Origin of the sequence: Dysgonomonas sp. Shenzhen-Wh21, from assembly GCF_043392705.1 — a bacterium.
Taxonomy (GTDB): domain Bacteria; phylum Bacteroidota; class Bacteroidia; order Bacteroidales; family Dysgonomonadaceae; genus Dysgonomonas.
On the sequence record NZ_JAIXHZ010000068.1, the window covers coordinates 1 to 14,630 of the forward strand.

Annotated in this window: 8 protein-coding genes; all 8 read right to left on the reverse strand. The window is 39.6% G+C overall.

Features of this window, described 5'->3' with window-relative positions:
• Nucleotides 1-111 precede the first annotated feature (111 nt).
• Nucleotides 112-594 carry a hypothetical protein gene (locus LDB17_RS03890; RefSeq protein WP_252636671.1) on the reverse strand — a complete coding sequence of 161 codons (483 nt, stop codon included), beginning with the start codon at nt 592-594 and terminating at the stop codon, nt 112-114.
• A gap of 249 nt (nt 595-843) precedes the next feature.
• The gene (locus LDB17_RS03895) at nt 844-4,281 is read right to left on the reverse strand and encodes a glycoside hydrolase family 2 TIM barrel-domain containing protein (protein ID WP_252636672.1); all 3,438 of its coding nucleotides are present in this window, start codon (nt 4,279-4,281) and stop codon (nt 844-846) included.
• A 181-nt stretch (nt 4,282-4,462) separates the two neighbouring features.
• Nucleotides 4,463-5,851, reverse strand: a complete 1,389-nt coding sequence (locus LDB17_RS03900) for a Gfo/Idh/MocA family protein (protein WP_252636673.1) — start codon at nt 5,849-5,851, stop codon at nt 4,463-4,465.
• A gap of 28 nt (nt 5,852-5,879) precedes the next feature.
• A complete protein-coding gene (locus tag LDB17_RS03905) occupies nt 5,880-7,118 on the reverse strand; it encodes an MFS transporter (protein ID WP_252636674.1) in 1,239 nt (412 codons plus the stop codon).
• A gap of 7 nt (nt 7,119-7,125) precedes the next feature.
• The gene (locus LDB17_RS03910) at nt 7,126-10,296 is read right to left on the reverse strand and encodes a cyclically-permuted mutarotase family protein (protein ID WP_252636675.1); all 3,171 of its coding nucleotides are present in this window, start codon (nt 10,294-10,296) and stop codon (nt 7,126-7,128) included.
• Nucleotide 10,297: 1 nt separating this feature from the next.
• Nucleotides 10,298-10,954, reverse strand: coding sequence for a GDSL-type esterase/lipase family protein (locus tag LDB17_RS03915; RefSeq protein ID WP_252636676.1), 657 nt, complete (start codon nt 10,952-10,954; stop codon nt 10,298-10,300).
• A complete protein-coding gene (locus tag LDB17_RS03920; RefSeq protein ID WP_252636677.1) occupies nt 10,951-12,954 on the reverse strand; it encodes a family 20 glycosylhydrolase in 2,004 nt (667 codons plus the stop codon). Before LDB17_RS03920 ends, LDB17_RS03915 begins: the two co-directional genes overlap by 4 nt.
• On the reverse strand, nt 12,951-14,585 hold the full coding sequence (locus LDB17_RS03925) for a sialidase family protein (protein WP_252636678.1): 1,635 nt from the start codon (nt 14,583-14,585) through the stop codon (nt 12,951-12,953). Before LDB17_RS03925 ends, LDB17_RS03920 begins: the two co-directional genes overlap by 4 nt.
• Between the last annotated feature and the right edge of the window lie 45 nt (nt 14,586-14,630).

Consider the following 14,630-nt stretch of genomic DNA (forward strand, 5'->3'; position numbering starts at 1 on the left):
TAATGTTAATATTTGTTAGTAAAATACAGAGCTTTATTATAATCGCTCTTAGATTTTACTTAACGGGTGGTATACTTTTCAATTATTTTAGTGGACTACTTTTCAATTATATTATACAATATTATGAAATCCGGGCAGAATATCAGCCAATGGCTCTTTCATATCAGCCAGCATTGCTTGAAATTTGCCTATACCCTTGCCCCCTTGTGCCGCTAGTGCAGGCGAATCGGCAGATTCATAAGCTACAGTATTTTCTATAAACAGACAGGCAGCCCAGTATTCATTGGACTCGTCTTTACTATAGAGTTTGTCGTCGCAGGTAGGGACTACTGTAAGTGCTTCACGTAAAGGGTTTCCTCCCTGTTGTTCTATTTTTTGCTTCAGATGGGTAGTTACTTTATAAATATTGTCCATCATTGCGGGAACATTTTTAAATATGTTCTTATTTTTTCGTTGTAAAATATAATTGGGTTGATCACCCTCTGTTTCTACAAAGAATGTATCATTGATCAGCCCTCCTTTGACCGGACGTATTTCTTTGATTGTTCCCTCAAACATAAAGGTTCTCGCTATTCGCTTCAATTGGTTTTCCATATTCATATAAGTAAATGAAAGTATTTAATGATATATTTTCAATTCATAGTATCCTTTGGCTTATATACTTACCAAAGCAATGAAAGCAGCGTCAAGTGTACTTGAACTATGCCGAATCGCGATAAGCGACTAATGAATTGAATAAATAGGTCTACGACCTTAGTGCCGTTGTTAATGACTTTGAGTATTTAAAATGGTAGTTCCGCCAACGGAGTAAAACTCTGTAGCGGAACAAACCATTTACTTTGCTTACTCGTATTTGAATCCTGTTTTTTGTCTTATTTCGTTCTCTTTTGAGATAGGTATCAATGTAAAGCCCCAGCTGTATTCCTGATTAGCCGGAATGCTGTATTCCGGCTCGGGCCTTGCGCCCCAACTGTTATATCCGGCAACTCCATACTGTTTCATATCTACACATACCTCTACAAAGTCTCTCGGAACGATGTCATATTCATGTGTTTGCTTTCTGAGTACGTCTTTTGCTTTTTCGGGATCTTTGTTTGCTATTTCGCCCGGAGACATATTACGCCATTGATAGTCGGCATCCGATTCCTGAGAGTCGAAGTCTTCCACCGAATTTCTTAATGCATTGAATCCGACTGTGGTATTTGCTTCTATCAATAGTCCCTTGCCGGTACTGTTATTTAAAGCTACCCAACGTGTATCGGTATGATGCCCGTTTTCCTGTGGACGTACATATGGATAATACATATCCTCGGCGGTAGTTTTGAACAATCCTACCAAGGTTCCTTTATGCCTGTCCAGATAGTTTTCTTCGGGGCCACGGCCTAAATATTGCACATTATTCATAGCTGCAGGCAGGCGGAAACGTACACCAATACGAGGAACTTCCAGCATGGCAGCCTCTCTGGCTTGCTTCTCATTACTATCCGCTTGTGTAGCTTCTTTGGCTTCGGCAGTCAGTTCGGCCTTATTTTCTTTTGCCGTGGTTGATGTAAACCTCATTGATGCATTCACAATACCGGATGTATAGATTTTATAATCAACAATATAATCATTCCCTGCTGCGAGTTTATAGACCACTGACAACAAGGCTATATCTCCGGTCATTGCTACAGTAGCTTTCGATACTTTAAAATCTTTGCTCGACTGTTTCCATATTTGCAAACGTTTAGGGGCACCATTACCGTAGTCATTATCTGTAGGTCCTCTCCAAAAATTAGGTTGTATACCGAATTTTTCCGTGAAATATTCAGTCCCGTCCACTTTATAAGACGTAACGATACCTTTTTGTTTGTCAAATACAAAATTCACTTTCGAAGAAGATACAGATAATGTATTCCCCGATTCCGAAACAACCAGTTTAGAGCCGCTTGTATTTTTATAGGCTTGTTTTTCTACTCTTACAGGCAGCTCAAACTGATCATAAGCTATGATATGTCCTACAGCGACGAGAGGTTCCTGCTGTTTTGTTGTCACCTCAAAGTTTACAAAATATTCTGTGCCCGGCTTGGTCTTTAGCTTCGATACCGGAATGGTTACAATCGTTGAATCTTGAGGTGCAATCTGAAGTGGTAATACGGCTTCTTTGATTGAGATCCCATTTTCCAGAATCTTATATTTAACAGTATATTTCGACAGATTAGAGAAGTAGAAACGATTCTTTATTTTTATTTGTCCTTTGCTCAGATCCTCTGCTTCGAAACCAACATTCTGATGCGTGTACTTTACTTCTGCCATTGCAGGATGCGGGGTCTGGTCCGGATTTATAATACCATCAGCTACGAAATTACCATCAGATGGCTGGTCCTTGCCAAAATCGCCTCCATAAGCCCAAAAGTACTTTCTGTTTTTATCTTTTATTTTCACTGCATGATCGATCCACTCCCAGATATACCCTCCTTGCAGATTGGGATATTTGTAGATTTGCTGCCACTGATTGTATAAGTTTCCGCTAGAGTTACCCATAGCATGTGAATATTCGGAAGGAATGTAAGGACGGTTATCTGCACTTTCTGTTCTGCGTCCATTTTTACCATAATACTCGAAAGACTTAGCGGACGGGTACTGTGGTACTACCATATCGGTATTCCATTCTTCCAATGCCCGTTCGTAGTTTACAGGGCGTGCCATCAGATTTTTATCGAGGTTTTTGATCAGGCTATATGCATTGTAGAAGTTATATCCGTTTCCAGCTTCATTACCCAACGACCAGATGGTTAAAGATGCATAGTTTTTGTTCCGTTCAAACATATTTCTTATCCTGCTCAAATGGCTTTCGAGATAATCAGGATTGTGTCCGAGTGTTCCACGTTTACCTCCATCAATATGTCCGACTGCTCCTTTACGCATATTGTCTTGATAGATGGTATAGTACATTCCATGCGATTCTATGTTGGCTTCATCATATACATATAGCCCAAACTCGTCGCACATTTCATAGAACTTTCGGTCTTGTGGATAGTGACTCAAACGAACAGAGTTGATATTATTGAGTCTCATCAACTCAAAATTGCGACGCATTTGCTCAGGAGTGATATAATGACCGTCTTCTACTGTCTCATGGATATTAGTACCTTTCATCTTGATCGGTTGTCCATTGACATAAAATAAACGAAGAGGTTTTTTATTAACAATAATATTGCTATCCTTTATCTCTATTTTACGGAACCCGACTTTGAATGGAACAACTTCTACAATTTTTCCATTATCTATCACAGTCATCATCAGTTTGTAAAGATTTGGATGTTCGGATGTCCAAGTAGATACATCTTTGATGTTATATTCAAAATTGGCTGTAGACAGACTATTTCCTTTTACGGTTAGATCATTAGATTCGGATGTAATGGAATTTCCATTTGAATCAAGAAGGTCATATTTTATGGTTATATTTTTATTACTAGAGTTTGTGTTTTTGAGGTCGATACCCAATTTGAGGATTCCATCTTCGTATGTATCATTCAATGTAGACACTACACGGAAATCTTTTATGGCTGTTTTGGGTTGAGACCAGATAAACACATCGCGCTCGATACCACTCATCCGCAGGAAATCTTGGCACTCGAGCCATGAGCCTGTACTCCATCTGAATATTTTCAGTGTCAATACATTTTTACCAGCAGTGAGGTAAGGACTTATCAAAAACTCTGCAGGATCTTTAGAGTCTTCACTATATCCCACTTCTTTGCCATTAATATATACATACACACCCGATTTGGCTCCTGCCAGATGCAAAAAAATATCACGGCTCATCCAATCCGACGGAATATCTATATCGCGGCGGTATACGCCCACAGGATTCTCTTCCGGTAATAAAGGCGGGGTGGGATTATAAGTAGCAAATTCATAAGGTTGATTGACATAAAAGGCTTCTCCATGACCTTGCAGTTCCCAGTTTCCAGGCACTTTTATATCTGTCCAGCTATCGGTGTTGATATTAGTATCTGTAATATTATCAGGAAGATTTTTGTATGCTCCGACAAAATAGAATTTCCAAGTACCGTTCAACGAATAGAAATATTTGCTCTTCGTATAATCTGTATAGAACGGAAGAATAGCCTGTCGGGCATCGTCAGTACTATCGTAACTCATAAAGGTAGTACGGGGAGCTTCCTTGTTTACGGCTACTACACTAACATCTTTCCAGTATGGAAGTACTTCTTGTGCATTTATTATAGAAGGAATCAATAATAACGTCAAACTTATTTTTTTGAGAATGATATGCATGATTTAATTATGAAAAAGTAATGATATATTTATAAGGCATAATGAACTCTTGCTATCCTGTTTATCGTAATAACAAAAGACTAATCAGTTCAAAATAAGAAATTTAATTAACAGATCGGAATCAGATGGCAAATTCCGAATCTGTTAATTAATCAAAAGTAGTGTCAATTAAGAAGAAAAGTTATTGTGCAAATCTTAGTTCTTTCAACTTGTTCCAACTTCCGCGAGTGAAATCTGGTATTTCGACAGGGGCAGAGTTATTATCCAAAGATATTTCAGTCAACGGAATCAGACAGCACCATTCGGCTAAGTCGTATACATCCATATCTAAAGGAAGGCCTCTTTGCAGACAGTAAATCAGACGGTAGTCCATAATAAAGTCCATACCGCCATGTCCACCTACTTGCTTGGCTTGTTCTTCAATGTCTTTTGCAATCGGGTGTTTGTACTTCTCCATCAAGGCTTTGCGGACGTCATCGGGAACAAAGCTATGTGCATTCAAATTCTCATGATCTTTAGATAATTCAGCATCAAGTTCTCCACCATCCAATGCATAACCTTCTATTGGGTATTTATTAGCAAAACCTTTTGACCCGGTAATTTGATACATGCGACTATAAGGACGCGGTGAGTTTACGTTATGTTCGATAAGAATCGAACGTCCTTTTTCGGTAGATATAAGTGTACTAGTATGTTCCCCGTTGCGGAACTCAGTTACATCTTCTCCTCTCTTTTCTTTCAGATAATTGATACTGGAGATTTGTTTTGCGTCTACACTTACCAAATAGTTTAATTTATCTCCACGGTGGATATTCATCGCTTGGCATACAGGCCCCAAACCATGTGTCGGATATACGTCGCCTCTGTGTTTCTCATTATAGTCCATACGCCAGTTATTCCAGTAACTATCCCAAAACCCTTTAAGTTCATGGATATAAGCCCCTTCCCCATGAATAACCTCACCCAACAATCCTTGTTGAACCATATTGAGGGTTGTCAATTCGAAGAAATCGTATACACAATTTTCTAATTGCATACAATGCTTACGGGTTTGTTCCGAGGTATTGATCAATGCCCATATTTCGTTCATTGTCATAGCTGCAGGCACTTCTATAGCTACGTGTTTACCGTCTTTCATCGCTTGTACACCTATAGTAGCATGACTTTTCCAATCTGTTGCTACATAAATCAGATCTACGTTGGGTAAGGCCGTTACTTTACGCCAAACGGTTGTATCACCGTAGAACTCCTGAGCTTTCGGGAAACCTCTTCCTTCCAGCATTTTGTTTGTTCTCTCTGTATTTTTTTGTTCCACATCACACAGAGCTACGATTTCTACTCCGGGAATGTGAGTCATGCGGTTGACTGCTCCCGGGCCTCGCATACCCAACCCGATAAAGGCTACACGAACTATTGGTAACGGATCTGTATGTAATTCCAAAACATCGGTTTGTCCGGCTACTCGCTCGGGTGCCGGAGTACTGATTACACGAGATTGCTCTTTAGGCTGTTGACTGCTGCAACTGATAAGAAGCAAACAGGCAGAAAATAAAGTAATGAGTTTTTTCATGATAAAATAAATATTTAGGTTGAAATAATTAATCTTCCATATTCGCCACCTTAGGACGCAGACAAAGTAATTGTACACAAAGTACAACGAAAACCAATGCACCTAGTAAAGCAAAATCATTTCCCAAGGTTCCGGAATCGGTTGATTTGCCTAGAAGGTTGGTTATAAATGCTCCGGCAAAGACTCCGGTCATATTCATCAGTCCATAAACTGTTGCCCTGTATCTTGATGAAACAAACTGACATAAAATAGGCATATTGTTAGCATCAAACATCCCGTATCCGAAGCCGAAGCATAAAGCGCCACCTACTACAGGGAGAAAACTTGTTCCAAATCCAAGCAACAATAATGCTGGTATGGTTAAACCAAGACCTATAGCTCCTGTATAAATACGCCCCCTGATGTTTTTTTGTACCCATCTGTCAGACAAGATTCCACCCAATATAACACCAATAAATGAAGATAAGGCAATAGTAATAGTAGACATAGGGCCTGCCTGCGACATATCAATGGATAGGTTAGTTGAGAATAGGGTAGGTAACCAGTTTTTTGTAGCCCAGCCTGGTAAACTTGGTGTGGCAAAGTATAACAGAATTATCCAAAACCAGATATTTGTAGCTAGCATTGCCAGTCCTTTGAATATAGGAACTTTCTCTTTTTTCTCATCTTTTGTTTGAGATTTACTTTCGACTTTCTTTTCCCTCAAAAACAGAATGAGAATGATGCTGTAAACAACACCTATAATTCCAAACCAATGAAAAGTAGCTTCCCACGAATAAGCCTTTGCCACAGTCGCTCCAAAACCGCCTATTGCCTGTCCTGTATAAAGACCGGTCATATGGATGCCTATTGCCAGAGAGCGACTCTTGTTGGAATGAAAATCAGCAATTAGAGAAAGTCCTGCCGGAATATAAAGTGCTTCGCTAATCCCCATAAGAGCTCGAAGAACATACAATTGATCAAAATCGGTAGAATAGCCCATCAATAATGTGACAGTCGACCACACAAACAGGCTTCCCACAATGAGCCATTTACGATTCAGCCGGTCGGCAATTACTCCTGCTACGGGACTCATCAGTCCATAAATCCAGAGAAAGATAGCCATCAACCGACCAAAATTAGCAGCAGATTCGAGTTCGGTAATATCTATCATCATAGAGTTACGCATGGTCGATAGCATCTGCCTATCCATATAGTTAAGTAATGCCACAAACCAAAGCAAGCCGACTACTATCCACGGATATATTTTTTTATCTTCTAGTTTCATGCTTTTACTATTTTATTGAATTAAGATTTTTCAACACTAGTTTATAAACGTCTGGTGTACGAACTCCCGGTTTTATTTCTCCGCAAATGATATATAGTTCGTTCCCTTCGATAGCTATCCCTGCTCCGGCACGTGCCAGTTGCGGATAATCCCCCAATGTTTTCCACTCTTTGGTTTGGGTATCAAATGATAATAGAGTTGTTGCGAATTTATACCATTCAGGGAATTGAGACATATATTCTTTACCCGCTTTCTGTAATGATTCTGCGAGCTGTGTATCTCCTGACTTAATGGCTTCTTGTCTTCTTTTGATACGTTGCAAAGCTGATAAGAATATTTCATAATCGACCCCTCCTGCAAACAATGTACACGAAGAAGTCGAGTTTACTCCACCTGTTCCAACAAATGTTTTGTAATTTTTATCTATTATATCAGAGAACTGATACCATTTGTTGTCTGAAAAATTGAACTGTAATACATCAGAAAAAGCAATAGCATTCTTTTCATCATAACCTCCTGCCATAAACAGACTTCTATCTTGTGCAAAAACGACTGGCTGTTGACGTTCTTCCTGTTGGTTTGTTGTTATTTTTTGCCAGCCTTCTTGTATCTTATCAAGATTGAGACTGTATATATAATGGGACTTGTCCATCGAAGACACTCCTCCTGCTACATATATACTTCTGCTGATAATTGTTGCTCCGGCATTAAATATTCCAACGGGCAAGGCCGGTAAATTTTTGACCATTGTTTTCTGTGCTTTTTCATCAAAATAAATACGGACAACTTTATTTATTGCTCCTTCTTCATTTTGACCACCTATACATATTATACCATCTTCTGTGGTTACATATGCACCGTATGCTACTTTATAGGGGAATGACTCTCCTTTTATCCAATTATTATCAGGTTTTGATATGTCTAAATAAAATATATCGTCATAAAAAATTTTTTTGCCACCTTCCGAAGCTGGAGTATCCGGGAAATTACATCCTCCGGCAACTATTAGTTTGTTGCCATGAACTCCTGCAAAAGGAGCAGATACACCTCCTTTTATTGGATAATCGGGTAATCTTTCAACTGTTTTATTCATTTTATCTGATTTATTTTTGTTTTCTGTTCTGAATGTTGATGCCGGCAAGCCCAAACTATTAACCAAATTGGCTTGCGTAAAAGGTTGCCAGCCATAACGGACATACTTTGGATTAGCGATATCCTTAGACCATACTTTTAACATATCGTCGTATACTTCAACCTGAGCCGGATAGTATAATCCTTCGACTTCGGCAAGTTCAAAACCTGTTATTTCTGTTCCGTCAAGAGTGGATAAACCATCAGCATAATCGAAAGATATGAAAGCGGCTCCCTTCTTAAAAACAGCTGTTCGGAATAGAGGTCCCGAAGGTATAATCCGGGTTTTCCCATACGTCTTATTCAAAGCCCATCTTCCTAATCTTTGCCCTATTTCTTTCTTGTAAGGCGGATGTACATCGAGCGAATCGCCTTTGTCACTCGATACGGTCATATAGGTATGGGGTATCTTATCCATCATCCGGCGTTGAGAGTCTCTGAACCATGTCCATGAGGGCCGGTCGATACTCGATAATTGTACATAATAGATAGGTAATTCTGTATCTTTCCATTTTTTTCGCCAGCTATCAATAAATAGTGGGAAAAGTTTCTCATATGTTTCTATATTGTGAGCATTCGATTCGCCCTGATACCATATCACTCCCTTGATAGGATAACCAGCCAACGGGATTATACCCGATTCGAAAAGATAACAAGGTTCGTAAGGGTGTCGCTGATCGGGAGTGTCTGATTTTTTTATGTTTAACAGTGCTCTGTTTCTAACCCAATCCTGAATGAAATCATTTTTTGTCCAGTTGGTCATTATTTCGGGGAAGGCAGATTCGAGAGTTTGCCTATCTATCCATGATTCGATGGGAGAACCTCCCACAGCATTATGTATCAACCCAATGGGCACACGTAAACTGTCCGACAACATTTTCCCGAAATAGTATGCAACAGCGGAAAATGAAGATGCAGACTCCTTTTCAGACTTGACCCAACTACTATTGGTGTAATATTCCAGCCTGTTAAGAGAATCGAGAAACTGCTTATCCCATTCCTGAGCATAGGTTTCGTATCGGGGCTTCATATTAAAAAAACGGATGTCGGGATTGTTCAATTGGCTTGTTATTTTAGTATAATCGGCATCATTATGTAGCGGAAAAGCCATATTTGACTGTCCTGAACATAACCAAACTTCACCGACAGCTACATTCTTGTATGTCAGAGAGCGGGTAGGCGATGATATACTGAGGGTATACACTTTTCCTTCTTTCAACGGTTTAAGTGCGATTTGCCATTTTCCATTAAGTAATGTAACAGTACTATGTTTTTGCGAACCAATCTCTACAACTATCTTTTCATTAGCATCAGCTATGCCTTGTATTGTAAGCGGAATGTTGCGCTGCAATACCATATTATCACTGTATATGGAGGGCATCTGCAATCCGCCGTACTTTCCTGTGAGGGCTGAAAAAACGGTTCGTGCTATTATACTTGCGCCTTCGACATTGGGGTGAAGAGCATCCGGAAGCAAATAGGGGCGGTTGTATAAAGGCTGTTCGAGGTCTATAATGCCTGTATTGCCATATTCCGCGATTTGTTCTATGACTGTCTGTATTTGTTGATACCAATCGCGTGTTCCTGAAATGAATCTGGCATGTTTGTACGTTATAGGAGACATCTTACAGATCCAAATCTGTGAACTTGTGTTCCTTTTTCTGAAAGATTCTATCAGTTTCAGGTAATCACCCAAGAACTCATCTCTATAATTAGGCCAGTTGCGAGGATCGGTATCATTCAGTCCCAAATGTATGATAACAATATCGGCAGAATATTCGAGGGCATCATGGTATTCTTGCTGTTCAATATACGGACGATGTCCCTTTTCCAAAAGTGTAGATCCACTTTTACCGAAATTCTGCACTTCGTATTGGGAGCCAAGTATCATTTGTAACTGCGACGGATAACAATTCTGCTCTCTGTTGGGTAACAAATAGCCATAAGTAACACTATTACCCACACAGGCTACTTTTATTTTCTTTTGTTGTCCATATATATGTGCCGAGATAAAAGCCAATATGAATAATAAAATCTCTTTCTTCATATTAATCTTCTATATATGATTTTACTATCTCGACCCAATGGATATAACCTTGTCCTAACAGATGTAATCCATCGTTGGTATATTGGGGAGCGAGTTTATCGGTTCCTTCTATTACAAACCGGGAATACAAATCGATGTAAGTCGTATTATATTTCCAAGACAATTTCTCTATTTGCTTATTCAATCCTTTGATATTGTCAGGTTTCATATGTCTGGAAAACATTCCGAAATCGGGATTAACAGGCAATACGCTTTGCAAATAAACAATTGTTTGCGGACTGTCTTTCTTTATCTTGAGGATTATCTTTTCTATATTCTTAGAAATTGTATCTACAGGAATATTCTTTGCTATGTCATTTATTCCTATCATCAGGAACATTTTTTTCGGCTTTCCTTTTGTTATACTACCCAGACGGTCATAAATCCCTTCGGATACATCTCCACTAATTCCCCTATTTTTCAAACGGTTATCATTGAATAGCTCGATCCATTCTCCGCCATTGGTAATGCTGTTCCCGATGAAGACAATATCTTCGGAGGTTATGGATAATACTTCGAATAGGCTAGCCCGTTGCTCGTAAAATGTGGAATATTTACGCTCTTGGGCTAGTCCATTCAAAGATAGCGTTATGAATAAAGTGGCTAATAATTGTCTCATTTCATTAATTTGTTCGGTGAGTAAATAAGTCCCTCAACAGCATCTTTACCATCGGGCGTAACAAATACACAGTTGAACATCCATTTTACCAATCGTATTTCGGGTGTCGAAAATTGCCCGACAGGAAGTTTCAGAAGCACTTTGTTCCAACCCTTTTTTAGTTGTACAGGCAAAGGCTCACGAACTTCAAAATTCTCGTTGCTCAGAGGTATCTCATTCGATAAAACTGAGTGTTGTGATTTCCAAAGGGGAGGATTCACTTCTTTATTATTTATCCAGATACGGCTTTCTTTATAATCCCATTTACCTTGTGGCGGAGGCAGATCTTTCTCAGAACGGCTATAATTTTGAAACGTTACCCACAAACCAACCTCCTGTTCTTTTGGAGAATACACATAGGTATAGGCATAAGCCGTATGATTGGGTTGCGGATCATCATAAAAAGACTTGACTGTTTTTCCCCATACATGTCTCAGATAAATACCTGCACCTATAGCATCACGGGTTTTATAGTCTTTGCCATTATATGTATATACGTCGGAAAGTTCTTTTTCGGGCGGAAATGACGTTAATAAATCTCCCTTGTTAGGGAAAGGGTCGGTTATTCTCCAGTTTACATTAGTTTGCTTGATATACGCAAAAGGATATTCTGAAAAATTATTCTTTTTATGCCAAAGCATCCGTTTCTCGAAATCAAAAAACGATTTGAATACAGGGTCATTCCGGTTGGGTAACACAGTTCCGTTTTTATCGAAATATTCCGAACCACCTCCCATCCAGCATCTCTCGGCCAAAGCCAACATAGCCGGATAAAAATTGTTTTGGAGCAGAATATCTTTTTCGGACATGATATATCTGTCGTTCCACAGGGCGATTATACTTCCTGCCATATCATAGTTACCTTGCTCAGTATCAAGAATACGGCTATTATACAAAGCAATAATATCGGCAAAGGCATCGAAATGATTGATGTAATGCAGCCGTGAATCTATAGCAGGAATGCCAGCCTGAGCCTTACCCCTATAACTCCATAACTGAGTCATATCTATTTCGCCGGGTTTGTAGTTCCAGCCGGGATTCCACGAAATAACCTTTTTACCTTTAGAGCGGATATGAGCGACCATCTCGGGAACAAACGTGGGATTGGCAAATTTCACTTCATCTGTTCCGATATGAAGATAGGGAACATCGAATGTTTCACAGACCTCATCTATCAACAACTTAAGTATAGCCATCCCTTCCTTACTCTGCATATCGTGCCTGAATGTTTTCACAAAAGCACGGCTATGTCCCGGCATATCTATTTCAGGGATAAGCAGGACATTGTGCTGTTTGCAGAAATCTACCAGTTCGCGGGCTTCATCCAATGTGTAGAACTTTGCGGGCATACGCTCGTAGTTGGCACTATCGTTCAGCATTGGAAATATTTTGCTTTGAAGACGCCATCCCTGATTTTCGGTCAGATGCCAATGGAAAACGTTGATTTTATATTCGGATAGCTTGGCTATCTCTCGTTTCAGTTCGTCCGTTGAGATGTATGTACGCCCAACATCTTGCATAAATCCCCTTATCCTGAAGGCAGGATAATCGACTATTTCGCAGCCTTCAAAATAGTTTCTACTTTTCTCTTTTACAATTAGCTGACGTAATGTCTGCATTGCCCAATATATACCTTTTTTTGTAATAGCCTGTATTTCTATCCGTTGGGATGTAACGGACAATCGGTAGGCTTCTTCTTTATTTAGCGTAATACCGGGTAAATCGTCAACAAGGCTGATTGTCATTTCTTTTTGAGCCGATTGGTCAATCTTTACTCCTGCTTTGTTCAAAAAGTCAACCCACTGAGACTCTGTCGCGATATTATTAACTTTTAATCTATCGATATAAAATCTCTGATTGTTTTTTTGCACATGCTGAGGTTTGGGCAGAAGATGTCCGACTCCGGCAAAGCCAGCCAGGGTAAAAATGCAAAAAGAAAGAAGTATGGGAATTCTTATCATTTTAAAGTTTTTACGATATCTGTTAATTTAATTGCCTGAAAAGTCATATGTGCCGTACTGCCCTCGTAGATTATGCCTACAGTTTCTTTATCTACCATACTGAGGCATGAATATCCCCAACCATGACCGTCATCAAGTAACAATTGATTACTCTCTTGCCATGTCAGGCCTCCGTCTAAACTGGCTTTGATAGTGATATTCTTACGTTCTTTAGTTGTATTCGGATTGGAGAACAGCAATATGTCTTTACCCAACACATTGTCCTTCGCTTTCACTTTTATCAAGCTGGCCATACAAACAGGCTCCTGCAAAGCTGTACGCGAGGATTCGTGTTCTTTCCATGTCTTGCCCAAATCGGTTGTGGTGTATACTGCACGGCTTCCACCACGATTGTCTCGCATGTTGAGCATTAATACTCCCGGTTCTATTTCCGCTACCTGAGCTTCAGTAGTGTTAGTGCGGGCATGATTATGAATCTTCCATGTTTTTCCGTGGTCTTTGCTATACATGATTCCGGCATTGGGAACCATATCTGCACCGATATATTGTGTTGCAAAAACAAGTGTCCCGTCATCCATAGTGATGCCATTACCGGGTCCTTGTAGCAGAAAATACCATGAGGGATCTTTGACCTGCGAAGTAATATTTATTGGTTTCGACCATGTTTTTCCATCATCATCACTTTTCGCTAAAACGAGTTGAGCCGTATGCTCCATATCCATACCTTGTTGCGAGTTGAACCATGCCCTGCCATTACCCATACCATGAGTCCATGCAGCTACTACCCAGATAGTACCTGTATTCTTATCTACTAATATGGCAGGATCGCCAACGCCATTCTGAGCCTTGGGCAATCCTCCATATTCATCGAATTGCATAGGTATGCGCATTTGTTCCCATGTTTGACCTCCATCGTTACTTCTGCTCATGCCTATATCTACATATTCTTGTAAGTCGACGCTGCTATTATATCGCACATCGTAAACAGCCAATAAGGTCCCCTTGTTTGAAGTAGCCAAACCCGGAATGCGGTAAGCCGCCGCCCCGTCGTCTCCGGCATGTCGTACGCCTATGGCCAGCCGGCGAATAATATTATTCGTTTCATCATTTTCTATTTCGATATCCTTTCCGTCGGCTTTTGCTCCAGTTAGCGAAGCTGTAAGTGTAGACAGAATGGATGTTTCAGGTTTCATTTCTATACTTACCCAGAAATAATTTATTCCGGGGAATAATTTCTGGTCTGCTTTCAGTATAACTTTTTTAGTTACATTTTTTATCTCCGACTTTTTTATGGAGTATGATTTATTGGCAGAACGGGTATAAAGAGGATTGTCCCGGGAAATATACTGTACCGGAGCATAGTAAATTTTTCCTTTTCTCTTTGCGCTTTCTGTGCCACTATAGTAAAGTTTTAGCGATTTTATATCTGAAAGACGCGTATCTCCGTCTATATCAATAGTTATTTCATCTAGCTTCTGACTGTCTTTCGCATCCAGACGGATATATAGCAAGACATTGTCTTGCCGGTCTATCAGAATAGGGGTTTGAGATTGTTTTACTTGTACTATATCCTGTGCCTGAATGATTAGAGACATGCATAGTAAACCAAACATAAAAACTATTTTTTTCATAAAAGAAAGTATTAGTAGGTTCTGATCAAAGTTGTAAATATAATG